Source organism: Micromonospora sp. WMMD987 (genome assembly GCF_029581435.1).
Classification (GTDB): Bacteria; Actinomycetota; Actinomycetes; order Mycobacteriales; family Micromonosporaceae; genus Micromonospora; species Micromonospora rifamycinica.
Genome location: NZ_CP120861.1, coordinates 1,097,749 through 1,121,956 on the forward strand (window position 1 = coordinate 1,097,749; position 24,208 = coordinate 1,121,956).

22 protein-coding genes, 1 tRNA gene and 1 pseudogene are annotated in these 24,208 nt (G+C 72.8%); 18 read left to right on the forward strand and 6 right to left on the reverse strand.

All coding sequences use genetic code 11. The annotated features are described in order from the left end of the window. Positions 1-59: 59 nt before the first annotated feature. A complete protein-coding gene (locus O7612_RS04865) occupies positions 60-932 on the reverse strand; it encodes a hypothetical protein (RefSeq protein ID WP_282270860.1) in 873 nt (290 codons plus the stop codon). Between the two features lie 144 nt (positions 933-1,076). Between O7612_RS04865 and metG the strand changes: the two genes are divergently transcribed. Then, positions 1,077-2,879, forward strand: coding sequence for a methionine--tRNA ligase (metG, locus tag O7612_RS04870; RefSeq protein ID WP_282270861.1), 1,803 nt, complete (start codon positions 1,077-1,079; stop codon positions 2,877-2,879). A gap of 108 nt (positions 2,880-2,987) precedes the next feature. On the opposite strand, the gene O7612_RS04875 is transcribed toward metG, so the two are convergent. Both O7612_RS04875 and O7612_RS04880 read right to left on the reverse strand, forming a co-directional pair. Further along, the gene (locus O7612_RS04875) at positions 2,988-3,839 is read right to left on the reverse strand and encodes an alpha/beta hydrolase (RefSeq protein WP_282270863.1); all 852 of its coding nucleotides are present in this window, start codon (positions 3,837-3,839) and stop codon (positions 2,988-2,990) included. Between the two features lie 64 nt (positions 3,840-3,903). Beyond that, positions 3,904-5,148, reverse strand: a complete 1,245-nt coding sequence (locus O7612_RS04880; protein WP_282270864.1) for a hypothetical protein — start codon at positions 5,146-5,148, stop codon at positions 3,904-3,906. A 152-nt stretch (positions 5,149-5,300) separates the two neighbouring features. Here O7612_RS04880 and O7612_RS04885 point away from each other — a divergent pair, with 152 nt between their 5' ends. From O7612_RS04885 to O7612_RS04915, 7 genes are all read left to right on the forward strand, one after another. Beyond that, positions 5,301-6,200, forward strand: coding sequence for a TatD family hydrolase (locus tag O7612_RS04885; RefSeq protein WP_282270866.1), 900 nt, complete (start codon positions 5,301-5,303; stop codon positions 6,198-6,200). Positions 6,201-6,232: 32 nt separating this feature from the next. Next, a complete protein-coding gene (gene rsmA / locus O7612_RS04890; RefSeq protein WP_282270869.1) occupies positions 6,233-7,102 on the forward strand; it encodes a 16S rRNA (adenine(1518)-N(6)/adenine(1519)-N(6))-dimethyltransferase RsmA in 870 nt (289 codons plus the stop codon). A 9-nt stretch (positions 7,103-7,111) separates the two neighbouring features. Then, complete coding sequence (locus tag O7612_RS04895; protein WP_282270872.1) at positions 7,112-7,252, forward strand: hypothetical protein; 141 nt, start codon at positions 7,112-7,114, stop codon at positions 7,250-7,252. Then, a complete protein-coding gene (locus O7612_RS04900; protein WP_282270874.1) occupies positions 7,249-8,202 on the forward strand; it encodes a 4-(cytidine 5'-diphospho)-2-C-methyl-D-erythritol kinase in 954 nt (317 codons plus the stop codon). Before O7612_RS04895 ends, O7612_RS04900 begins: the two co-directional genes overlap by 4 nt. A gap of 125 nt (positions 8,203-8,327) precedes the next feature. Beyond that, positions 8,328-10,130, forward strand: a complete 1,803-nt coding sequence (locus O7612_RS04905; protein WP_282273799.1) for an ABC-F family ATP-binding cassette domain-containing protein — start codon at positions 8,328-8,330, stop codon at positions 10,128-10,130. Between the two features lie 90 nt (positions 10,131-10,220). Then, a complete protein-coding gene (locus O7612_RS04910; RefSeq protein WP_282270875.1) occupies positions 10,221-10,676 on the forward strand; it encodes a DUF4383 domain-containing protein in 456 nt (151 codons plus the stop codon). Positions 10,677-10,777: 101 nt separating this feature from the next. Continuing rightward, complete coding sequence (locus tag O7612_RS04915; RefSeq protein ID WP_282270876.1) at positions 10,778-11,239, forward strand: DUF4383 domain-containing protein; 462 nt, start codon at positions 10,778-10,780, stop codon at positions 11,237-11,239. An 88-nt stretch (positions 11,240-11,327) separates the two neighbouring features. On the opposite strand, the gene O7612_RS04920 is transcribed toward O7612_RS04915, so the two are convergent. Next, entirely contained in the window at positions 11,328-12,020 is a 693-nt protein-coding gene (locus tag O7612_RS04920) for a TetR/AcrR family transcriptional regulator (RefSeq protein ID WP_282270877.1), read from the reverse strand. A gap of 170 nt (positions 12,021-12,190) precedes the next feature. Between O7612_RS04920 and O7612_RS04925 the strand changes: the two genes are divergently transcribed. The 9 genes from O7612_RS04925 to O7612_RS04965 all read left to right on the forward strand — a co-directional run bounded on the left by O7612_RS04925 (position 12,191) and on the right by O7612_RS04965 (position 20,759). Further along, positions 12,191-13,024 carry a helix-turn-helix domain-containing protein gene (locus O7612_RS04925; RefSeq protein WP_282270878.1) on the forward strand — a complete coding sequence of 278 codons (834 nt, stop codon included), beginning with the start codon at positions 12,191-12,193 and terminating at the stop codon, positions 13,022-13,024. Between the two features lie 47 nt (positions 13,025-13,071). After that, positions 13,072-13,143 (forward strand) — tRNA-Gln (locus tag O7612_RS04930). Between the two features lie 103 nt (positions 13,144-13,246). Then, on the forward strand, positions 13,247-14,746 hold the full coding sequence (gene glmU, locus O7612_RS04935; protein WP_348774269.1) for a bifunctional UDP-N-acetylglucosamine diphosphorylase/glucosamine-1-phosphate N-acetyltransferase GlmU: 1,500 nt from the start codon (positions 13,247-13,249) through the stop codon (positions 14,744-14,746). Between the two features lie 87 nt (positions 14,747-14,833). Then, on the forward strand, positions 14,834-15,814 hold the full coding sequence (locus tag O7612_RS04940) for a ribose-phosphate diphosphokinase (protein ID WP_282270879.1): 981 nt from the start codon (positions 14,834-14,836) through the stop codon (positions 15,812-15,814). A gap of 362 nt (positions 15,815-16,176) precedes the next feature. After that, on the forward strand, positions 16,177-16,863 hold the full coding sequence (locus tag O7612_RS04945; RefSeq protein WP_282270881.1) for a 50S ribosomal protein L25/general stress protein Ctc: 687 nt from the start codon (positions 16,177-16,179) through the stop codon (positions 16,861-16,863). Between the two features lie 88 nt (positions 16,864-16,951). After that, a complete protein-coding gene (gene pth / locus O7612_RS04950; protein WP_067307174.1) occupies positions 16,952-17,542 on the forward strand; it encodes an aminoacyl-tRNA hydrolase in 591 nt (196 codons plus the stop codon). Positions 17,543-17,661: 119 nt separating this feature from the next. Continuing rightward, the gene (locus O7612_RS04955) at positions 17,662-18,462 is read left to right on the forward strand and encodes a 3'(2'),5'-bisphosphate nucleotidase CysQ (RefSeq protein WP_282273801.1); all 801 of its coding nucleotides are present in this window, start codon (positions 17,662-17,664) and stop codon (positions 18,460-18,462) included. A gap of 78 nt (positions 18,463-18,540) precedes the next feature. After that, positions 18,541-19,455, forward strand: coding sequence for a sulfate adenylyltransferase subunit CysD (gene cysD, locus O7612_RS04960; protein ID WP_282270883.1), 915 nt, complete (start codon positions 18,541-18,543; stop codon positions 19,453-19,455). Beyond that, complete coding sequence (locus O7612_RS04965) at positions 19,455-20,759, forward strand: GTP-binding protein (protein WP_282270884.1); 1,305 nt, start codon at positions 19,455-19,457, stop codon at positions 20,757-20,759. The genes cysD and O7612_RS04965 overlap by 1 nt, the downstream gene beginning before the upstream one ends. A gap of 27 nt (positions 20,760-20,786) precedes the next feature. Here the strand turns inward: O7612_RS04965 and galK are convergent, their stop codons facing one another. Continuing rightward, positions 20,787-21,986, reverse strand: coding sequence for a galactokinase (gene galK / locus O7612_RS04970; protein ID WP_282270885.1), 1,200 nt, complete (start codon positions 21,984-21,986; stop codon positions 20,787-20,789). Continuing rightward, positions 21,983-22,912, reverse strand: coding sequence for a UDP-glucose 4-epimerase GalE (gene galE, locus O7612_RS04975; protein ID WP_282273802.1), 930 nt, complete (start codon positions 22,910-22,912; stop codon positions 21,983-21,985). The genes galK and galE overlap by 4 nt, the downstream gene beginning before the upstream one ends. A gap of 227 nt (positions 22,913-23,139) precedes the next feature. Between galE and O7612_RS04980 the strand changes: the two are divergent. Beyond that, positions 23,140-24,138 (forward strand): annotated as a pseudogene (locus tag O7612_RS04980) (hemolysin family protein); the annotation flags it as partial. Positions 24,139-24,208: the final 70 nt, after the last annotated feature.

Consider the following 24,208-nt stretch of genomic DNA (forward strand, 5'->3'; position numbering starts at 1 on the left):
CACCGGGCGGCGAACAAGGGGCGATCCTCACCTGGCGGCGAGGGTGCCCGGGGCGATCCTCACCAGGCGGCGGCGAGGAAGCCCAGGGCGATCAGGGCCGGCCCGGCGTACCCGACGCCGGTCGCCCAGCGGCGGTGCCGGGGGTCGGCCAGCAGGGTCGCGCCGGTCCACCGGACGATTCCCGCCCCGCAGCCGGCCACCACCAGCAGGCCGAGCAGCCACCGCAGGTGCCTGCCCACCCCGGTGTCCACGTACGCGGTGTCCCCGCCCGGTCCGGTCACCCGCGCCGGCAGCGCCGTGCCGGTGTCGGTGCGCTCGGCCGGCACCCCGCTGACCCGTATCCCGTGGGTCACGAACCGGTCGTCCCCGGCGGCGAAGATGCCCCGGCAGCGCTGGGTCAGCCCACCGCCCGAACAGTCGGTGATCACCACCGTCCCCGCCGTGGAGTGCCCGACGGCCAGCCAGAGCGGCCCCGCGCTCACCCAGGCGAAGAACGCCGCCACCAGGCTCAACGTCAGCAGAACGGCGAGCCCTTGCAGCGGGTCCGGTGGATGGACGAGGCGGGTCGGGCGGGGTCGGCGTGGCGTTCGCCGTCGCTGCTTGGGCTCCTTGCGCAGCGGGGTGCCGTCCCAGTGCACCTGCTCGATCGGCGCCCAGAAGAACCCGTCGTCGTCCGGTGGCGTCCCTGCGGCGGCGCGGCGGGCGGAGCGCGGCTGCCGTACCGGCACCCGCCGGGGCACCGCGTCGACCGGTGCCCCGGTGGTCGGCTCGACCTCGACGGTCGCCTCGCCGGGGCCGGGACCGGGCCGGGGCTGCGGGGCGACGGCGGCCCCGCGTGGCCCCGAGCCGTCCCCGGTGCCCGGGGCGGGTGGTCGCCGGTGACCCGCCGTCGACTCGTCGTGCCCCGATCGTCTGCCCGTCACGACAGCCATTGGACACTGGGTGTCGCTCGGTGTCCGTCAGTTGACTCCGCGTGTCGGGCGGCAATTCCGGCGTAAGGTCGATTTCCGTCGTCGGGGCGTGCTGCCACCTATTGGTTCGCGGACGCCCCGCGCGGGTCACTAGGCTTGCTGGTCATGAGTCACGTTCTCGCCGCGGTCGCCTGGCCCTACGCCAACGGTCCGCGCCACATCGGCCACGTGTCCGGCTTCGGCGTTCCCTCCGACGTCTTCGCCCGGTACATGCGGATGGCCGGTCACGACGTGCTCATGGTCTCCGGCACCGACGAGCACGGCACCCCGATCCAGGTGCAGGCCGACGCCGAGGGGGTCACCCCGCGCGAGCTGGCCGACCGGTACAACCGGGTGATCGCCGAGGACCTGCTGGCGCTGGGGCTGTCGTACGACCTGTTCACCCGGACCACCACCCGCAACCACTACGCGGTGGTGCAGGAGCTGTTCACCGGGCTGCACCGCAACGGCTACATCGTCCCGAAGGTCACCACCGGGGCGATCTCCCCGTCGACCGGGCGGACCCTGCCCGACCGCTACATCGAGGGCACCTGCCCGATCTGCGGCTACGACAGCGCCCGTGGCGACCAGTGCGACAACTGCGGCAACCAGCTCGACCCGATCGACCTGATCAACCCCAAGTCCAAGATCAACGGCGAGACGCCGGAGTTCGTGGAGACCGAGCACTTCTTCCTCGACCTGCCCGCCCTCGCCGACGCGCTGCGCCAGTGGCTGGACACCCGGGAGGGCTGGCGGCCCAACGTGCTGCGCTTCTCCCGCAACCTGCTCGACGACCTCCAGCCCCGGGCCATCACCCGGGACCTGGAATGGGGCGTGCCGATCCCGCTGGAGGGCTGGCAGGACCGCGGCGACAAGCGGATCTACGTCTGGTTCGACGCGGTGATCGGCTACCTCTCCGCGTCCATCGAGTGGGCCCGCCGCACCGGCGACCCCGAGGCGTGGCGGAAGTGGTGGTCGGCCGACGGGCAGGGCAAGGACGCCCCGGGCCACTACTTCATGGGCAAGGACAACATCGTCTTCCACTCGGTGATCTGGCCCGCCCTGCTCGGCGGCTACTCCGGAGCCGGATCCCACGACGGCCAGCCCGGCGAGCTGGGCCGGCTCAACCTGCCCACCGAGGTCGTCTCCAGCGAGTACCTGACCATGGAGGGACGCAAGTTCTCCTCCTCCCGCAAGGTGGTCATCTACGTCCGCGACTTCCTGGAACGCTACGACGCCGACGCGCTGCGCTACTTCATCGCCGTCGCCGGCCCGGAGAGCAACGACACCGACTTCACCTGGGCCGAGTTCCTCCGCCGCAACAACGACGAACTCGTCGCCGGCTGGGGCAACCTGGTCAACCGCTCGGTCTCCATGGCGGCCAAGAACTTCGGCGCGATCCCACCGGTCGACCCGGCCGGGCTCACCGAGGCCGACGAGGCGCTGCTCGCGGTGGCCCGCGCCGGCTTCGCCACGGTCGGCGACCTGATCGGCCGGCACCGGCAGAAGCAGGCCATCGGCGAGGCGATGAAGGTCGTCGCCGAGGCCAACCGCTACCTGTCCGAACAGGCCCCCTGGAAACTCAAGGCCGAGGCCGACAAGCCCCGGATGGGCACCATCCTGCACGTCGCCCTCCAGGTGGTCAGCGACGCCAACACCCTGCTCACCCCGTTCCTGCCGCACTCCGCGCAGCAGATCCACGAGCTGCTCGGCGGCACCGGCGTGCACGCCCCGATGCCGGTGCTCGAAGAGGTCGACGACCTCGACGGCGGCCCGGGCTACCCGGTGCTCACCGGGGACTACACGGTCGGCGCCCGCTGGGAGTCCGTGCCACTGCCGGCCGGTCGGCCGCTCGCCGCGCCGAAACCGGTCTTCCGCAAGCTCGACCCGTCCATCGTCGACGAGGAGCTGGCCCGGCTGGAGGGCTGAGCGCGCGGGCGGACGACGGACGGCCGGATGACGGGCCTCGAACCCGTCACCGCGTGGCCGGACGACGAACCGGCCCCGGGGAACCCCCGGGGCCGCGTCGGCGTGACGTCAGGCGCGGACCATCGATGGTGCGCCGATGAACTCCATGAGCGCCTGGTTCACCTCGGCGGGGTGGGTCCACGGAATGCCGTGCGGGGCACCCCGCAGCGTGACCAGCCTGCCGTCGGGCAGCATCGGCGCCAACCGCTGGCCCGTCTTCGGGTACGGCAGCACGTTGTCCCTGTCGCCCTGGATGATCAACACTGGGACGTCGATGTTCGGCAGGTCGCCCCGGAAGTCGGTCTGCCAGGCGTCCACCGAGTCGTGGGTGCCCTTGGCCGACGCCTGCGCGCCGATCTGCCAGTGCGCCCGGTAGGCCTCCTCGCTGACCCACCTGCCCCTGTTCTCGCTGTAGTTGAAGAACGCGTCGCAGAACTGGGTCAGGTAGGCGAACCGGTCCGCGAGGATCGCCTCCTGGAACCCGTCGAAGAGGCTCTTCTCCACCCCTTCCGGATTGTCCCCCGTCTGCAACAGGTACGGCGCCAACGGCGCCATCAGCACCGCCCGGTCCACCCGGTTCGACCCGTACGTGCCCAGGTAGCGGGTCACCTCACCGGTGCCCATCGAGTGGCCCACCAGGATCGCGTCACGCAGGTCCAACTCGGTCATCAGCACGTCGAGGTCGGCGGCGAAGGTGTCGTAGTCGTAACCCGTGGCCGGCTGGGCCGAACTGCCGAAGCCCCGCCGGTCGTAGGTGATCACCCGGTACCCGGCCGCGAGCAGCGGACCGGACATCTTCTCCCAGGTCGCCCCGTTGAACGGGAAGCCGTGGATCAACACGATCGGCTGACCCTGGCCGTGATCCTCGTAGTACAGGTCGATCGGGGCGGAGTTCTCCGTACCCACGGTGATGAAGGGCATGTCTTCTCCTGATCCGTCGGTGTCGGACGCCCCGCGCTTTCCCCGACCGCCCCCCGGTATGCCCTCACAGCGCGTACGGCAGGTCCACCACCTGGTCGTCGGTCACCTCGGCGGCCGGTGCCCACGTCTCGTACACGCCCCGTTCATGGCACTGTGCCCCGGTGTCGAGCACCGCGTCCGGATCGGGCCGGCGCAGCCGCAGCCGCAGCCAGCCTCCCTCCTCCCGGAGCACCAGACACGGCACACCCCGCCACCGGACGTACCGCAGCCGCCGGGCCACCGAGTCCACCGGGTACCGGGCCGCCCGGGTCATCGCCAGTACCCGGAACCCGCCGGGCAGATCCGCCACCGCCTCGTACTCGCCGCCCGCGTACCCGCCGACGAGCTGGGTGGAGCGGGGCGCCTCGCCGGTCGGCACGTACTCCTGGTCGGGGGAGAGCCCCGGCACCGCCGCCAGCAGGTGCCGCCACTGTGGCCCCACCATCCGTAGCCAGCCCCGCTGCTCCGCCTGGTAGCTGTAGAGGACCACCTCGGTGCCCTCGGCGGTGTACGCCAGCAGGCTGGCGTTGGCGGGCATCGGCAGGTCGGCGAAGTCCCGGGTGACGAACTCGGGAACCAGCTGCGCCGAACTCGGCACGAACCCGGTGCCCAGCACCGGCGGGCCGAGCCGCTCCCGGGGCGGCAACCCCAGCAGGCCGCGGTGCGCGTCGCCCACCGGCACGTCGTAGTCGCCGGGATCGGCGGCCCGCCAGCGCAGCGCGTACCCGACGTCGGTGCCGTCGCCACTGGTGCCGTCGCCGCGCAGCACCGCCAACGCGGCCGGCGTCCGCAGGTGCGCCACGTCGTGCTCGCGGTAGCAGAACCCGTGCGGCAGCCAACCCCGCACGTAGCCGGCGAGCTGCCGCGCGGAGAGCACCTTGACCATCCGGGTGCCCCGCCGGAGCACCGCCGAGGCGCGCACCGCGGCCAGCGTCGGGTCGCCGGCCGCCGCCGGCTGCTGGCTGAGCTGGTGCACGTACGACCAGCCCCGCTCGCGGTGCACCGGCATCAGCAGCGCCGCCTCCGGCTCCTCGACCGGCTCACCGGTGCCGGTGACCTCGGTGACCTCGGTGGCGTGCACGAACCGCCGCCACGGCCAGGCCGAGCCCGGTCGGGGTGCCCACTCGAAGCCCGGTGCCGCCTCGGCGCTGTACAGCTCGTAGGCCGCGCCCCGGGCCAGTTCCCCGGCCGGATGGACCACCCCGCCGTACGTCACGCGCAACCCGGTCCGCTCGGAGGCCGCGTCGCTGGCCCGGTCGGTGACGCTCATCCCGGCGACGCTAAGCCGGTCAGATGCCGGCCCGGTGAACAACCGGTGGCGTCCCGGGAACGCGCCCCGGGGCCGGTCACCCCCGGCCCCCGCCGTCGTCGACCGTACCGACCGGTCCGGGCCGGTGCGGCCCGGAACGCCGGGGGTGTGTGATGCTGACCTCGATGACCGGACCGACCGAATCCCGCAAGCAGCGCGCCGCCCGCCGGGCCGGGGAGTTCCCGCCCGCCCCGCCGCCGCTGCCCCGTCCCGTGCTGGACAGCCACACCCACCTCGACATCACCGTCAGCGAGGCCGGGGTGCCCGGCGGGGGCGACGCCGCCGACCCGGTGGCCGCCGCGATCGAGGTGGCCGCCGCCGTCGGCGTGGACCGGCTGGTGCAGGTCGGCGTGGACGTCGACTCGTCCCGCTGGGGCGCCGACGTCGCCGACCGGTACCCGGCGGTGCTCGCCACCGTGGCGCTGCACCCCAACGAGGCCCCCCGGCTGGCCGACCTGGACGCCGCGCTGCGCGAGATCGAGACGCTGGCCGCCCGGGACCGGGTCCGGGGCGTCGGCGAGACCGGCATGGACTTCTTCCGCACCGGCGACGACGGTCGGGCCGCCCAGGAGGAGAGCTTCCGGGCGCACATCGCCATCGCCAAGCGGTACGGCAAGGCCCTGGTCATCCACGACCGGGACGCCCACGCCGACGTGCTGCGGATCCTCGACGACGAGGGCGCCCCGGACACGGTGGTGCTGCACTGCTTCTCCGGCGACGCCGACTTCGCCCGCGAGTGCGTCCGTCGGGGTCACCTGCTCAGCTTCGCCGGCACGGTCACCTTCGGCAGCGCCGCCGCGCTGCGCGAGGCCGCCGCGCTCACCCCGGTCGACCAGCTCCTCGTGGAGACCGACGCGCCGTACCTGACCCCGATGCCGCACCGGGGCCGACCCAACGCGTCGTACCTGATCCCGCTGACCGTGCGGTCGCTGGCCGAAACCACCCGGACCGACCTCGACGAGCTGTGCGCCGCCATCTCCGCCACCGGCGACCGGGTCTTCGGGCCGTGGTGAACGGCCCGGTGGCCGCGACTACGCTTCGGGGCGTGACCGGCCTGCTCGGCCCGGCGGAGATCCGGGAACTCGCCGCGCGCCTCGACGTCAACCCGACCAAGAAGCTCGGCCAGAACTTCGTGCACGACCCGAACACCGTCCGCCGGATCGTCACCGCCGCCGGCCTCACCGGAGACGACGTGGTGCTGGAGGTCGGCCCGGGCCTCGGCTCGCTCACCCTGGCCCTGCTGCCCGCCGCCGCCCACCTGCACGCGGTGGAGATCGACCCGGTGCTGGCCGGCGCGCTGCCGCAGACCGCCGCCGTCCACGCCGGCCCGGACGCCGCCCGACTCACCGTGCACCGGGCCGACGCGCTGCGGATCACCGCCGCCGGGCTGGCCGACCCGCCGCCCACCGCCCTGGTGGCGAACCTGCCCTACAACGTCGCCGTGCCGGTGGTGCTGCACCTGCTCGCCGAGCTGCCCAGCCTGCGGCACGGCCTGGTGATGGTGCAGAAGGAGGTCGCCGACCGGCTGGTCGCCGGCCCCGGCTCCAAGGTGTACGGCATCCCGTCGGTCAAGCTCGCCTGGTACGCCCGCTCCCGGGCCGCCGGCCGGGTGCCACCGAACGTGTTCTGGCCGGTGCCGAACGTCGACTCCGGACTGGTCGCCTTCACCCGCCGCGAGCCACCCCGCGACGACGTGCCCCGGCGGGCCGTCTTCGCCGTGGTCGACGCGGCGTTCGCCCAGCGGCGCAAGACGTTGCGGGCCGCGCTGGCGGGCTGGGCGGGTGGCCCGGACCGGGCCGCGGCGGCGCTCACCGCCGCCGGGGTCGACCCCGGTGCCCGGGGGGAGTCGCTCACCGTGGAGCAGTTCGCCGCGATCGCCGCGTCGGCTCCGACGCCCGCGCCCGCCGCACAGTAGGCTGACGCCGTGGCCGCCGAGGGGTGCGCCGCTGCTGCGCGTCCGACCTGGTTGCCGGCCGGTACGCCGCCGGCCGCCGACTCCGCCGAGGAGCTGATCGTGGAGATCCCGTTCGACATCCGCCCGTACCGGTGGGACGTCACCCGGTGACCGAGGCCTGGCGACCGGACGACGACGACCATCAGCGCCGGGGCAGCAGCGGGCCGGTCCGGGTCCGGGTACCCGCGAAGGTCAACCTGCACCTCGGGGTCGGACCACTGCGGCGGGACGGCTACCACGAGCTGAACACCGTCTACCACGCGATCTCGATCTACGACGAGCTGACCGCCCGCCGGGGCGACACCCTCACCCTGACCATGGAGGGCGAGGGCACCGGCGAGCTGGCCCTGGACGACTCCAACCTGGCCATCCGGGCGGCCCACGCCCTCGCCGGGTACGCCGGGGTGCCGCCGCACGCCCGACTGCACCTGCGCAAGCAGATCCCGCTCGCCGGTGGGCTGGCCGGCGGCAGCGCCGACGCCGCCGCCGCGCTGGTCGCCTGCGACGCCCTGTGGGGCACCGGGCTGTCCCGCGACGAGCTGGCCGGGATCGCCGCCGACCTCGGCTCCGACGTGCCGTTCCTGATCCACGGCGGGACCGCGCTGGGCACCGGCCGGGGCGAGGCGGTCAGCCCGGTGCTGGCCCGCCCCACCTCCTGGCACTGGGTGGTGGCCGTCGCCGACGGCGGCCTGTCCACCCCCGCGGCCTACCGGGAGCTGGACCGGCTCCGCGCCGCCGGCACCGCCGGTGCGCCGTTGGGCAGCACCGACGGGCTGCTCGGCGCGCTGCGCCAACGGGATCCCCGGGTGCTGGCCCGCTGCCTCGGCAACGACCTCCAGGACGCCGCGCTGTCGATGCGCCCGGCCCTGGCCGACACGCTGAAGGCGGGGGAGGCCGCCGGGGCGCTCGCCGGCATCGTCTCCGGCTCCGGACCGACCTGCGTGTTCCTGGTCCGGGACGCCGCCGACGCGGAACGGGTCGCCGCCGAGGTGGCCGCCGCCGGGGTGTGTCGGGAGACCAGGGTGGCCCACGGTCCGGTCACCGGCGCCCGCGTCGGCTGACCGCGCTGCCCGCGCCGGCTGACCCGCGCCGCCCACCGGCACCGTCGGGCCGCCGCGTACCCTTGCCCCAGGCGTCCCCAGGTGCCCGCCGGCACCGGGACGCCTTGATCATGGGAGATGAGGACGTGGCCAACATCGTCAACCTGGACCGGGTGTCCAAGGGGTACGGCGCCGCCGGGCCGCTGCTCACCGACGTCTCACTCGGCCTCGACGACGCCGACCGGATCGGTGTGGTCGGCCTCAACGGCGCCGGGAAGTCCACCCTGCTGCGGATGCTCACCAAGCAGGAGGATCCCGACGACGGCCGGGTCACCCACCGCCGTGACCTGCGGGTGCTCTGGCTGCCGCAGGCGCTCACCCTGACCCCCGAGGCCACCGTCCGGGACGTGGTGCTCGGCACCGCCTGGCTCGCCGAGGGAATGGGCGCCGAACACGAGTGGGCCGGCGACGCCGGGGTCCGCGCCATCCTCGACGGCCTCGGCATGCCCCACCTCGGCCTCGACCAGCCGGTCGGCCCGATGTCCGGTGGCGAGCGTCGCCGGGTGGCGCTGGCCGCCCTGCTGGTCCGCGAGTCGGACCTGCTCATCCTCGACGAGCCCACCAACCACCTCGACGTCGGCGGCGTCGACTGGCTGGCCAGGCACCTGGTCGGCCGCCGGGGCGCGCTCGTCGTGGTCACCCACGACCGGTGGTTCCTCGACGCGGTCTGCACCACCACCTGGGAGGTCGCCGACCAGACCGTCCGGGCCTACGAGGGCGGCTTCGCCGCCTGGACGCTGGCCCGCGCCGAACGGGAACGGGTCGCCGCCGCCACCGAGGCCCGCCGGCAGAACCTGCTCCGTAAGGAGATCGCCTGGCTGCGGCGCGGCCCGCCGGCCCGCACCTCCAAGCCGAAGTTCCGCATCGACGCGGCCAACGCGCTCATCGACGACGTGCCGCCGCCGCGCGACACCATGTCGTTGCAGCGGATGGCGACCGCCCGGCTCGGCAAGCAGGTGTACGACCTGGAGCACGTCCGGCTGCACGCCGGGCCGAAGGAGATCCTGCACGACACCACCTGGCAGGTCGGCCCCGGTGACCGGATCGCCATCCTCGGCCGCAACGGCGCCGGCAAGACCACCCTGCTGCGGCTGCTGGCCGGCATCACCCGCGCCGACGGCGGCCGGTTCCACACCGGCTCCACCGTCAAGCCGGCGTTCCTCTCCCAGGAACTCGCCGAACTCCCCAGCCACCTGCGCGTCCTGGAGGCCGTCGAGGAGGTGGCCCGGCGGGTGCAGCTCGGCGACCGGGAGATCTCGGCCGCCCAGCTCGCCGAGGTGTTCGGCTTCGACGACCGCCGGCTCTGGACCCCGGTCGGCGACCTCTCCGGCGGGGAGCGCCGCCGGCTCCAGATGCTCCGGCTGCTCGCCGGGGAACCCAACGTGCTGCTGTTCGACGAGCCCACCAACGACCTGGACACCGACACCCTCGCCGCGCTGGAGGACCTGCTCGACTCCTGGCCCGGCACGATCATCGTGGCCAGCCACGACCGGTACCTGATCGAACGGGTCACCGACGCCGCGTACGGGATGTTCGGCGACGGGCGGCTGGTGCACCTGCCCGGCGGCGTCGACGAGTACCTGACCCGCGCCGCCGGACCCGGACCCGCCCGGACCGCGCCCGGCCCGGACGCCGCCCCGGCCGCCCCGGCCGGGGGCGGGATGTCCGCCGCCGACGCCCGGCAGGCCCGCAAGGAGCTGACCCGGCTGGAACGGCAGATCGGCAAGCTCGACCAGAAGGAGGCCACCCTCCTCGACCAGCTCGCCGCGAACGCCACCGACTACGCCCGGGTCGCCGAACTCGACGCGCAGCTCAAGGAAGTACGCGCCGAACGGGAGCGGACCGAGGAGACCTGGCTGACCCTGGCCGACGAGATCCCGCCGCTGTAACCCCGTACCGCCCCCCGTGTGCGGCGTCACACCCTCGCGTACGGGACAATCGTCGGCGACCCTCACCCGAACGGCGTTGGAGACACAGTCATGGCCCACACCCCCGTCAACCACCCCGCGCGGCCGGTCTACCGGGCGATCGGCGGGCTCCTCGGTCTCTACCTCGTGGTCTTCGGCGTGCTCGGCGTCATCGCCAGCGCCGGCAACGACATCTTCGCCCAGGACGACACCAAGGTCCTCGGTCAGGGCACCAACCTCGGCTTCTCGCTGCTGTCCGTGCTGTTCGGGGTGGTCATCCTGGTCGGCACGGTGATCGGCCGCAACCTCGACGTGGCGATCAACCAGTGGCTGTCCTACACCCTGATGGTGATCAGCCTGGCCGGGCTGGCCTTCCTCCAGACCGACGCCAACGTGGCCAACTTCAGCATCCTCACGGTGATCGTGCTGATGACCCTCAGCCTCGTCCTGCTGATGGTCGGCATGTACGGCAAGGTCGGCACCGACGACGAGAAGGAAGCCTGGCAGAAGGCCCGCCTGGTGCTCTGACCCGTACCCGCGGGCAGGCCGGGTGCCTGGCGTTTCGCCCACGCCGGACGGCGGGACGGGGGACAATTCTCCCGATATCGCGTCCACGTGCAGGAGGGGCCATGGCGCACTTCCCGGTCAACCACCCGGCCCGCCCGCTGTACCGGGTCTTCGCCGGTCTCGTCGGCGTCTACATCCTGGTCTTCGGCGTCTGGGGCGTGGTGCAGACCTGGGGCGAGCCGCTGTTCGCCCGGGGCAGCCACTGGGCGCTGGGCCTGCGCACCAACCTGGCGTTCTCGCTGGTCTCGGTGGTCTTCGGGCTCGTGTTGATCGTCGGGGCGTCCCGGCGCGGCAACCTCGGCCACGTCATGAACCTCACCGCCGGGGTGGTCTTCATGGTCACCGGCATCGCGATGATGAGCGTTCTCCAGACCCGCGCCAACATCCTCAACTTCTCGATGTCGACGGTGATCGTCTCGCTGCTGTTCGGGCTGCTGCTCCTCGCCACCGGCCTGTACGACAAGATCGGCACCGACGAGCACGCCGAGCGGGAGCGGGCCGACCGCCTCCACCCGGCCCGCTGACCGGCCCGCCGCTCGTCCTGCTGTCCCGGTGCCCGGCTGCCACTTGCCCCGCTCTCCCGGGGCCCGGCCCGCCGGGGCCGACCGCCGGTCAGCCGGGCTTGCGTACCGTGGTCAGTCCCGGCCCGGCCTCCAGATGGGACAGCCCGTTCCAGGCCAGGTTCACCAGGTGCGCCGCCACCGTCTCCTTGCCCGGCTTGCGGACCTCCAGCCACCAGCGGCCGGTCAGTGCCACCATCCCCACCAGCGCCTGCGAGTACAGTTCGGCCAGCTTCGGGTCGTAGCCCCGGCTGGAGAACTCGGCCCCCAGGATGTGCTCCACCTGGTGCCCCACGTCGTTCATCACGCTGCTGAAGTTGCCGGTCGCCGACATCAACGGCGACTCCCGCACCAGCACCCGGAACCCGCTGGTCTCCTCCTCGATGTAGCCCAGCAGGGCCAGGGCGGCCTGCTCCAGCAGCTCGCGGGGGTCACCCGCGGTCAACGCGGTGGTGATCCGGTCCAGCAGGGCCCGCACCTCGCGGTCGACGACCACCGCGTACAGGCCCTCCTTGCCGCCGAAGTGTTCGTAGACGACCGGCTTGGAGACCCGCGCCCGCGCCGCCACCTCCTCGATCGAGGTCGCGTCGAAGCCCTTCTCGGCGAAGACCTGCCGACCGATCGCGATCAGCTGCTCGCGTCGCTGCGCGGCCGACATCCGTACCCGGGACGCCGGTTTCGCGCCCGCCGCCGGCACCGACCGTCGTCGCGCGCCGGGACCGTCCCCGGTCGGGGTCTGGGCCATCTCGTCACCTCGCCGGCGCTCGGTGACGCCCTGTCGTGGAATGCTCCGGTCGTGCCCGTCTGTCTCGGTCACCCGGCCATCCTGCCAGGTGGAGCCCCGCGGCACCGCCGGGTTCGCTGCGCACCGGCTTCCCCGGGGTGATGTCGTACGGGTGTTCTAGTCTTCCGGCCATGACCGATCCGACGGCCGCTGAGGTGCGCCGGCTGCGCGCCGGGGAGGGGCTCTCCGTCCGCCAGATCCAGGCCCGCACCGGTCTCGGCCGCAACCGGGTGTACGCGCTGCTGCGCGGCGTCCCGCCACCGGCGTGGACCCGGAGGCCGACCGCCAAGGACGAGCTGCGCACGGCGGCGGTGGCGCTGCGCGGCGAGGGCCGCTCGGTCGACGACATCGCGGCCCGGTTGGGGGTGGCGAAGTCGACCGCCTACCTCTGGGTCAGGCATCTCCCCCTCGACCCGGACGACGATGCCGCCCGGGAACGTCGGCGGGCGCGGGCCAGGACGATGGCGGACAGCCGGTGGGCAGCGCACCGGGCCGCGCGCGACGCCGCCCAGGAGCAGGTACGAACCCAGATGCGGGAGCTGGTGGGTCAGCTCGGCGACCGCGAGGTGCTGCTGCTCGGTGCGGCCCTCTACTGGTGCGAGGGCACCAAGTCCAAACCCTGGCGCCGCCACGACCACGTACAGTTCGTCAACACCGATGCCCGGCTACTGCGGTTGTTCCTCCGCTTCCTCGCTGCCTGCGGGGTCGACCGGAATGTTCCCACCTACCGGGTGAGCATCCACGAGTCGGCCGACGTCGCGGCGGCGGAACGCTGGTGGGTCACGACCCTTGAGCTGCCGGCTGACCGGTTCCGGCGGGCCACCCTCAAGCGTCATCGGCCGACGACCCGCCGCAACACCGGCGAGGACTACCACGGTTGCCTGGTCATCGACGTGCCGAAGAGCCGGGAGCTGTACTGGAAGATCGAGGGCATCGTGGCGGCACTCACCGGGGAGATCACATAGGGGTGGGGGCGGCCTCGGTGGAGGCGCTAAGCTGTCTTGCGTCACATTCGGCCGTGGTGTAATTGGCAACACCCGGGTCTTTGGTACCCGTATTTCAGGTTCGAACCCTGGCGGCCGAGCCGTCTGTCGTGTTTTCCGTCGATCGGGGTAAGGGGCCAGGTGTCCCCGCAGTCTGGTTAGCATGGCGGCGAGACTGTCGCCTTCCCCGACGGGAGCCCACCCGTGTCCCAGCCCCACCGCCGTACCGTCGTCGTGCTCGCCGCGGGGGAGGGCAAGCGGATGAAGTCGGCGCTGCCCAAGGTGCTGCACCCACTGCTCGGCCGTACCCTGCTGGGCCACGTGCTGGCGGCGGCCGGGCCGCTGCGCGCGGACCGCACCGTGGTAGTGGTCGGGCACGGGGCGGACCAGGTCCGCGCCCACCTGGCCGAGGTCGCCCCGGACGCCACCGGAGTCCTCCAGGCCGAGCAGCTCGGCACCGGGCACGCGGTGCGGATCGCGCTGGACGCCGTACCGGACGCCACCGGCACCGTCGTGGTGATCAACGGTGACGTCCCGCTGCTGCGGACCGGGACGGTGGAGGCGCTGGTCGCGGCGCACGAGGGTGAGGGGGCGGCGGCCACGGTGCTCGCCGCCGAGGTGCCCGACCCGACCGGGCTGGGGCGGATCGTCCGGGACGCCGCCGGCCGGCTGGAGCAGATCGTGGAGGAGCGCGACGCGACCCCGGCCCAGCGGGCGCTCCGGGAGATCAACGCCGGCATCTACGCCTTCGACCTGGCCCGGCTCCGGGCCGCGCTGGGCAAGCTCTCCACCGACAACGACCAGGGTGAGGAGTACCTCACCGACGTCTTCGGGCTGCTCTTCTCGGCCGGTGAGCCGGTCGGCGTGCACGTGGCCGCCGACCACGTCGAGACGTTGGGCTGCAACGACCGGGTGGAGCTGGCCGGGTTGCGTGGGCTGCTGCGGGACCGGGTGAACGAGGCCTGGATGCGGACCGGGGTGACGATCCTGGACCCGGCGACCACCTGGATCGACGTGACGGTCAGTGTCGGGCGGGACGCGGTGCTCGACCAGAACACCCAGCTGCGGGGGGCCACGGTGGTGGGTGCCGAGGCGGTGGTCGGGCCGGACGTGACGTTGGTCGACACGGTGGTGGGTCCGGCGGCGACCGTGCTGCGCAGCCACGCGGTGGGCGCCGAGGTGGGACCGGGTGCCAGCGTCGGCCCGTACGCGTACCTGCGGCCGGCGGCGCGGCTGGCCGAGAAGGCGAAGGTGGGCACCTTCGTCGAGGTGAAGAACTCCGACGTGGGGCCGGGCGCGAAGGTGCCGCACCTGTCGTACGTGGGGGACGCGACGATCGGGGCGAAGGCGAACATCGGCGCGGCGACGATCTTCGTGAACTACGACGGGGTGAACAAGCACCGCACGGTGGTCGGTGACGGCGCGTTCGTCGGCTGTGACACCAACCTGATCGCACCGGTCGAGGTGGGCGCCGGGGCGTACGTGGCGGCGGGCAGCGCGCTCAGCCAGGACGTGCCGCCGGGTGCCTTGGGGGTGACCCGCGCACCGCAGCGCAACATCGAGGGCTGGGTGCTGCGCAACCGGGCGGGGACGGTCTCCGCGCGGGCCGCCGAGCAAGCGCGAGCCGCTGCCGAGGGTGCGTCGGACGGTTCGCCGTCGACAAGCGAAGGTGAGGCAATCCACGGGGGTGCCGAGGCGGTGTGAGGGTCGTCGGTGTCGGGGCATACTGCAACCGAATAGCCCCGGCCCACCGCCGCCGGGCACCACCGACCAACGGGAGCAGACGAGCCCATGGGTAGCATCGTGGCCGAAAACCGCAAGAGCCTGATGCTCTTCTCCGGACGTGGCTTTCCGGAGTTGGCCAAGGAGATCGGTGAGGTGCTCGGTGTAGCGCCGACCCCTTCCGACGCGTACGAGTTCGCCAACGGGGAGATCTTCGTCCGGTTCCGTGACTCGGTACGCGGTTCGGACGCCTTCGTGGTCCAGTCCGTCACACACGGGGTCAACACCTGGGTCATGGAGACCCTGATCATGATCGACGCGTTGAAGCGGGGCTCGGCGAAGCGGATCACCGTCGTGCTGCCGTTCTACCCGTACTCCCGGCAGGACAAGAAGCACCGCGGCCGGGAGCCGATCTCGGCCCGGTTGGTGGCGGACCTGCTCAAGACGGCCGGGGCCAACCGGATCCTCACCGTGGACCTGCACACCGCGCAGATCCAGGGTTTCTTCGACGGCCCGGTGGACCACCTGTTCGCGATGGACATCCTCGCCGAGTACGTGGAGCGCAAGTTCGCCGGTCGGCCGATGACCGTGGTGGCGCCGGACTCGGGCCGGGTGCGGGTGGCGGAGCGCTGGACGGACCGGCTCGGCGGCTGCCCGCTGGCGTTCATCCACAAGACCCGGGATCCGTTGAAGCCGAACCAGGTGGTGGCGAACCGGGTGGTCGGCGAGGTCGAGGGGCGGGTCTGCCTGATCGTCGACGACATGATCGACACTGGTGGGACGATCACCAAGGCGGCGGACATCCTCAAGGAGTCCGGCGCGGCGGAGATCGTGGTGGCCTCCACCCACGCCCTGCTCTCCGACCCGGCGACCGAGCGGTTGAAGAACAGCCCGGTCACCGAGGTGGTGGTGACCAACACGCTGCCGCTGCCGCCGGAGAAGCAGTTGGACAAGCTCACCGTGCTGTCGATCGCGCCGCTGCTGGCGCGGGCGATCCGGGAGGTCTTCGACGACGGGTCGGTGACCACCCTCTTCGGCGGGCTCAGCTGACGCCCGGACCGGGGGCCGCGCCGGCCGGTCGGCGGTGACCGGACCGGGGGCTGCGTCGCCCGGTCGGCGGTGACCGGACCGGGGGCTGCGTCGCCCCGTCGGCGGCGGCCGGGCCGGCACCGACACGCGGGGTGGCGGGGCAAGACGGGGACTGCCGGAGAGCCCGGAAAGACCTCGGGTAGACTGGTGCGGTTGCCACGGCGAGGGTGCCCGGCGGGTCGCTGACAGAGCGCCGCACGGAGGCACCGTCATCGACGCGGTGCTCCGGGCAGTCGTTCATGACGCATGAGCCCCAAGCGAGCCCCTCGCCCCAGCACCGCCAGACGACAAGCCGCCGTAGCGTTAGCATCAGGAGTTTTCCCGTGTCCGAGGTAAAGATCAGCGCCGAGCCCCGTACGGAGTTCGGCAAGGGTGGTGCCCGTCGTACCCGCCGAGCCGGCAAGGTGCCCGCTGTGCTGTACGGCCACGGCGAGAAGCCCAAGCACATCGCGCTGCCGGCGCGGGAGTTCGCCGCCGCCATCCGTAAGGGCGGGGCCAACCAGCTCTTCGCGATCGAGGTCAGTGACGGCACCCAGGTGCTGGCGCTGCCGAAGGCGATCCAGCGTGACCCGATCCGGGACAGCTTCGAGCACGTGGACCTGCTGCTGGTCCGTCGGGGCGAGAAGGTCACCGTCGAGGTCCCGGTCCAGCTGACCGGTGAGGCCGCGCGGGACACCCTGATCGTGCACGACCACGACACCCTGTCGGTGACCGCCGACGCCACCAAGGTGCCGGACCACCTGGAGGCGTCGATCGAGGGGCTGGAGGCCGGCAGCCAGGTCACCGCCGCCGACGTCGAGCTGCCCGCGGGTGTCGAGTTGGCGGCCGACGCGGAGCAGACGGTCGCCTCGGTGACCGCCGCCCCGACCGCCGAGCAGCTCGAGGCCACCCTGCCGGAGGTCGAGACCCCCGAGGAGCCGGAGGCCGCCGAGGCCGCCGAGGGTACGGAGGCCGCCGAGACCCCGGCCGCCGAGGGTGCCGAGAACGCCGAGGCGAAGACCGAGGCCTGATCGGCCGCATCGTTTCACGGCAGGCGCTCCCGTCGCGGGGGCGCCTGTCGGCGTATCGGGGCACCGACGGTGAGGGGAGGTACGGGACGTGACGGACGAGACGGGGCCGTGGCTGGTGGTCGGCCTGGGTAATCCGGGTCGGGAGTACACCGGGAACCGGCACAACGTCGGCTTCATGGTCGCCGAGTTGCTCGCCGTACGGCTGGGCGCGCGGTTCGGCCGGTACAAGCGGGTGGTGGCGGATGTCGCCGAGGGGCGGATCGGTTTCGGCGGCCCGAAGGTGGTGCTGCTCAAGCCGCAGACGTACATGAACCTGTCGGGGGGGCCGGTGGCCGCGCTGGCGCAGTTCCACAAGATCCCGGCCGACCGGGTGATCGCCATCCACGACGAGCTGGACATCCCGTACGGGCAGGTGCGGGTGAAGCTGGGCGGTGGCGAGGGGGGGCACAACGGTCTGCGCTCGATGTCGAAGTCGTTGGGGACGAAGGAGTACGCCCGGGTGCGGTTCGGCATCGGCCGGCCGCCGGGGCGGCAGGATCCGGCGGACTTCGTGCTGTCGGACTTCGGCGCGGCGGAGCGCAAGGAGTTGGCGTTCCTGGTGGACCGGGCCGCCGACGTGGTGGAGTCGGTGGTCACCAAGGGTGTCGAGCCGACCCAGAACGCGTATCACGGGGCCTGAGGCGCGGGGGCGTACTCGAAGCGCGGTGGAGGTGCCGGTAGTCTGCGCCTTCTGACGTGGCCCGACCCCCGCGCGGGCCGTGGTGCGGCGACGGGAGCGAGTTCGTGGGCAGTCCTCCGATGATCGACGGCGCGTTCGCCCGATGGCTGGCGGACCGGGCCGGGCAGGCCCTGGTGGAGCTTCGGGCCGAGCTGGGGTTCGCGGACGCCGGGGCGTTGAAGTCGGCCGGGGACAAGGTCTCGCATGATCTGATCCGCAGCGAGCTGGCGAAGTGGCGACCCGGTGACGCCGTCCTCTCCGAGGAGGACGAGGGGTCACGGCTGGTGGGCGCCGGCGGGGTGTCCCGGTTGACCGCCGACCGGGTGTGGATCATCGACCCGTTGGACGGCACCCGGGAGTTCTCCGAGCCGGGGCGGTCGGACTGGGCGGTGCACGTGGCGCTCTGGGCGCGCAACGCGCCGTCGCCGCACGGGCTGGTGGCGGGCGCGGTGGGTCTGCCGGCGCAGCACCGGGTGCTGGCCACGGACTATCCGCCGGCGTACCCGCCGATGACGGTGGAGGCGGCCACCTCGGGGGCGCGCACGCTGCGGTTGGCGGCGAGTCGGAGCCGGCCGCCGGCCTTCCTCACCGCGCTGGCCGAGGACGTGGGCGCGCAGTTGGTGCCGATGGGTTCGGCGGGGGCGAAGATCGCGGCGGTGGTGACCGGGGACGTGGACGCCTACATCCACGCGGGCGGCCAGTACGAGTGGGACTCGGCGGCGCCGATCGCTGTGGCGACGGCCACCGGCCTGCACGCTTCCCGAATCGACGGTTCTGCGCTGAGATACAACGAGGCGGATCCGCGCCTGCCGGACCTGCTGGTCTGCCGTAAGGATCTCGCCAGCCGGTTGCTTGCAGCGTTGCAGAGACATTCCGGGTAGCCTGAGCGCTGTTTTTGATTTATCCGACCGGAAAGGTCTGGAATCCATGAGCGGATCCGCGCCGATCGAGCCCCTGGCATGAGCGCCCCCACCCACTCCTACCAGGTCTCCCACCTCGACGCCCTGGAGGCGGAGAGCATCTTCGTGATGCGTGAGGTGGTCGCCGAGATGGAGCGGCCGGTGCTGCTCTTCTCGGGTGGCAAGGACTCGATCGTGATGCTCCGGTTGGCGCAGAAGGCGTTCGCGCCGGCGAACATCCCGTTCCCGGTGATGCACGTCGACACCGGGCATAACTTCCCCGAGGTGCTCGACTACCGCGACCAGCGGGTCACCGAGCTGGGTCTGCACCTGATCGTGGCGAGCGTGCCCGACGCCCTCGCGGCCGGGACGGTCCGCGAGTCGGCCGACGGGATGCGGAACCGGATCCAGACGCCGGTGTTGTTGGACGCGGTGGAGAAGCACCGGTTCGACGCGCTGTTCGGTGGGGCGCGGCGGGACGAGGAGAAGGCGCGGGCGAAGGAGCGGGTCTTCTCGTTCCGGGACGAGTTCGGGCAGTGGGATCCGAAGAACCAGCGGCCCGAGTTGTGGTCGTTGTACAACGGTCGGCACCATCCGGGTGAGTCGATCCGGGTGTTCCCGTTGTCGAACTGGACCGAGTTGGACATCTGGCACTACATCGCGCGGGAGCGGGTGCCGTTGCCGTCGATCTACTACGCGCACGACCGGGAGGTCGTCGAGCGCGACGGCATGTTCTACGCCGTCAACGAGTTCTTCACCCCCCGGGCCGGTGAGGAGCCGTTCACGGCCCGGGTCCGGTACCGCACCGTCGGGGACGCCTCCTGCACCGCCGCCGTCCGCTCGGACGCGGACACGGTGGAGAAGGTGATCGAGGAGGTCGCGTCGACCCGGATCACCGAGCGGGGCGCGACCCGGGGCGACGACCGGGTCAGCGAGGCCGCCATGGAGGACCGCAAGCGGGAGGGCTACTTCTGATGAGCACCGACATGCTGGCACCGGCCGGCTCCCCGACCGAGGCCCGGCCGATGGACCTGCTGCGGTTCGCCACCGCGGGCAGTGTCGACGACGGCAAGTCGACCCTGATCGGGCGGCTGCTCTACGACACGAAGTCGTTGTTCACCGATCAGTTGGCGGCGGTGGAGGCGGTCAGCGCGGCCCGGGGTGACGAGTACACCAACCTGGCGTTGCTGACCGACGGTCTGCGGGCCGAGCGGGAGCAGGGCATCACGATCGACGTGGCGTACCGCTACTTCGCCACGCCCCGCCGCAAGTTCATCATCGCCGACACCCCGGGGCACACCCAGTACACCCGCAACATGGTCACCGGTGCCTCCACCGCCGACCTCACCCTGGTGCTGGTGGACGCGCGGAAGGGGCTGGTGGAGCAGTCGCGGCGGCACGCGTTCCTGTGCTCGCTGCTGCGGGTTCCGCACCTGGTGCTGTGTGTCAACAAGATGGACCTGGTCGACTTCTCGCAGGAGGTCTTCGAGCAGATCGCCGACGAGTTCACCGCGTTCGCGGCGAAACTCGACGTGCCGGACCTGACCGTGGTGCCGGTGTCGGCGTTGCAGGGCGACAACATCGCCACCCGCTCGGAGAACATGCCCTGGTACGAAGGCCCGTCGCTGCTGCACCACCTGGAACGGGTGCACATCGCCTCGGACCGTAACCTGGTCGACGTCCGGTTCCCCGTGCAGTACGTGATCCGCCCGCAGTCGACCACGGTCACCGACTACCGCGGCTACGCCGGTCAGGTCGCCTCCGGCGTCCTCAAGCCCGGCGACGAGGTGATGGTCCTGCCGTCCGGGTTCACCAGCCGGATCAGCGCCGTGGAGACCGCCGACGGACCGGTCGACGAGGCGTTCCCCCCGATGTCGGTCACCGTCCGCCTCACCGACGAGATCGACATCTCCCGCGGCGACATGATCTGCCGACCCCACAACGCCCCCACCCCGACCCAGGACATCGAGGCGATGGTCTGCTGGATGGACGAGACCCGACCGCTCCAGGTCGGCGGCAGGTACACCATCAAGCACACCACCCGGACGGCGCGGACGATCGTGCGGGGCCTGTACTACCGCCTCGACATCAACACCCTGCACCGCGACGAGACCGCCAGCGAGCTGCGGCTCAACGAGATCGGCCGGGTGAGGCTGCGCACCACCGTGCCGCTGCTCGCCGACGAGTACCGCCGTAACCGCACCACCGGCGGCTTCATCATCATCGACGAGGCCACCAACCGCACGGTGGCCGCCGGCATGATCGTCGACACCGCCTGAGGCCGACCCGCACCCACCCCGCCGTGGTCAGGGCAGGCGGGTGGTGCCGGGGGCGGGGAGGGCGGTCAGGGTGCCGGGGGCGGGGAAGCCGCGCTCGGCGTACGCGGCCGTGACGGCGGTCGCCACCGTGTCGGAGCGGTCCGCCTCGACCAGGGCCAGGACGCAGCCGCCGAAGCCGCCGCCGGTCATCCGGGCACCGAGCGCGCCGGCCGCGAGCGCCGCCTCGACGGCGGTGTCGACCTCGGGGACGGTGATCGCGAAGTCGTCCCGCATGGAGGTGTGCGAGGCGGTCAGCAGCGGCCCGATCTCGCGCACCCGGCCGGCGCGCAGCAACGCGACGGTGTCGAGTACCCGCTGGTTCTCGGTGACCACGTGCCGGACCCGGCGTCGGGTCTCGTCGTCGGGCAGCCGGCCCAGGGCGTCGTCGAGGCCGGCGGCCGGTACGTCGCGCAGCGCGGGCACCCCGAGCAGGTCGGCGGCGCGTTCGCAGGCGGCGCGGCGGGAGGCGTACTCGCCGTCGGCGTGCCGGTGCGGGGCGCGGCTGTCGATCACCAGGATGGCCAGGCCGGCGGCGTCCAGGTCGAACGGGATGTGGTCGACGGACTCGTCGCGGCAGTCGAGGAAGAGGGCGTGGCCGGCGCGGCAGCGGATCACCGCGGACTGGTCCATGATCCCGGTGGGTGCGCCGACGTAGGCGTTCTCGGCGCGCTGGGCCAGCCGGGGCCGGCGCTCGGTGGGCAGGTCGAGCCCGGCCAGGTCGGCCAGGGCGGTGAGCACCGCGGCCTCCAGCGCCGCCGACGAGGAGAGCCCGGAACCGAGCGGCACGTCCGAGGCGATCGCCAACCGGGCACCGGGTACGGCGTACCCGGCCTCGCGCAGCGCCCAGACCACTCCGGCGACGTAGCCGCCCCAGCCGGTGACCCGCCCGGGGGCGTCGACCTCGGCGGCCCCGAAGTCGACCGGTCGGTCGGCGATCTCCGACCGGACCGTCCAGTGTTCGTCGGGCCGGGGGCTGGCGGCGACCACGGTACGCAGCGGAAGGGCGAAGGGGAGCACGAATCCGTCGTTGTAGTCGGTGTGCTCGCCGATCAGGTTGACCCGTCCGGGTGCGGCCCAGCGGCCCGCCGGCTGCTCGGCGTACCCGGAGCGGAAGGCGGCGGTGGCGCGGTCGGCGACGTCGGTCGTGGCCGGGGCGGCGGTGGCCTGCCCGTCCGCTGCCGGCGTCACGACTGCTCCAGGACGTGCGCGCGGTAGAAGGCCCAGGCGTCGCCCACCATGTCGGTCAGGGTGGGTTTCTCGGGCACCCAGCCGAGTTCCTGGCGGGCCAGGTCGGCGGAGGCGACGAGGGCGGCCGGGTCACCGTCGCGGCGGGGCGCGATCTCGACCGGCAGCGGGTGGCCGGTGACCTCGCGGACCACGTCGACGACCTGGCGGTTGGTGAAGCCGCTGCCGTTGCCGAGGTTGTAGATGCGGTGCCGGCCCGGCACGGCGGCGGTGAGGGCCAGCAGGTGGGCACGGGCGAGGTCCTCGACGTGGATGTAGTCGCGGACGCAGGTGCCGTCGGGGGTGGGGTAGTCGTCGCCGAAGAGCTGGAGCTTCTCCCGGCGTCCGGCGGCGACGTCGAGGGCGATGGGGATGAGGTGGGTCTCCGGGTCGTGCCGTTCGCCGATGGCGAGCCCGTCGCGCAGGTACGCCCCGGCGACGTTGAAGTAGCGCAGCGAGACGGCGGCCAGGTCGTGCGCGACCGCCTCGGAGGTGAGGACCAGGTCGACGGCGAGTTTGGTGGCCCCGTACGTGTTGGTGGGGGCCTTGACGGCGGTTTCCGGGATGGGCAGCTCGACCGGATTGCCGTAGACGGCGGCGGTGGAGGAGAAGACCAGGCGCGGCACCCGGGCGTTCCGGACGGCGTCGACCAGCGCGATCGAGCTGACCGTGTTGGCGTGCCAGTACGCCTCGGGGCGGACCATCGACTCACCGGCGGCGATCAGCGCGGCGAAGTGCAGGACCCCGTCGTAGCCGGCGTCCGGGGTGAGCACCTGGGCGGCTTCGTGCACCGGCAGGTCGACGTGGGTGGCGTCGGGGGCCAACGCGGCCCGGTGGCCGGTGCGCAGGTCGTCCAGGACGGTCACCCGGTGGCCGGCGTCGAGCAGCATCCGGGTCACCACGCTGCCGATGAACCCGGCACCGCCGGTGACGAGCAGTTTCACGTCGGTCCTCCTGCCTGGCCGCGCCCGCTGCGGCCGTTCGTGGTCACCCTACGGCGGGGTGCTGTCGCCGCGCTGTGCGTCGTCGGTGGCCACTATTCCATCATGAACCTTCATGACTGAACAGATCCGCACATTGCCCGCGTCCGGTGACCGGCGGTCCTACCATCACTTCCATGCGGGAGGCGGGTGGTCCCGGGGCCGGCCCCAGGAGACGTACGCCGGCACGGAGCCGGCGCGCACCCGGGCCGGTGGCCCGCGGTGTCGCCCGGTTGGTCGTCCGGGCCGCCGACGGGGCCACCCGGCTGGTCACCGGTCTGCTCGGCGCGAGCCCCGCCGCCGGGCGGGAACGGATCAGCGAACACGAGCTGCGCGACCTGGTCGCCGCCAACACCGTCATCGATCCGGACGAGCGGCGGATCATCGACGAGGTGCTGGTCGCCGGGGCCAGTCTGGTCCGCGAGGTGATGATGCCCCGCACCGAGGTGGTCTTCCTCGCCGCCGGGCTGACCCTCGCCGAGGCGGAACGGCTGGTCCGGATGGAGCCGCACACCCGCTATCCGGTGGTCGACGGCACCCACGACGACGTGGTCGGCTTCATCCACCTGCGGGACGTGCTGCTCCGCCCCGACCTGGACCCGACCACCACGGTGGGCGGGCTGAGCCGGGAGGTCAAGCGGCTGCCCGGCAGCAAGCGGGTGCTCGCCGCGCTCACCGAGATGCGCCGCGAGGGCCACCACCTCGCCGTGGTGGTCGACGAGTACGGCGGCACGGCCGGCATCGTCACCTGCGAGGACCTGATCGAGGAACTGGTCGGGGAGATCTACGACGAGCACACCGGCCCGCCCGAACCGGCGTCCGCCGGCCTGCCGGCCGTGGTGGACGGCCGGCTCAACCTGGCCGACTTCGCCGAGCGGACCGGGGTGCCGCTGCCCGCCGGACCGTACGAGACGGTCGGCGGATACCTGATGGCGGCCCTTGGCCGGCTGCCGGTCGCCGGGGACGAGGTTCCGGTCGGCTCGTCGGACGATCCACCGCCGACGGAACCGGCCGACGGGTGGTTGCTGCGGGTGCTCGCCCTCGACGGCCGTCGGGTCTCCCGGGTCGCCGTGTCCGCCGCCCGCCTGCCGGAGCCGCGCCGGGGCGCCACCGTGCCCACGGAACCGTCGGGACGCGGGGGCACCGTGCCGCCGGAACCGCCGGGACGCGGGGGCACCGTTCCGCCGGAACCGCCGGGACGCGGGG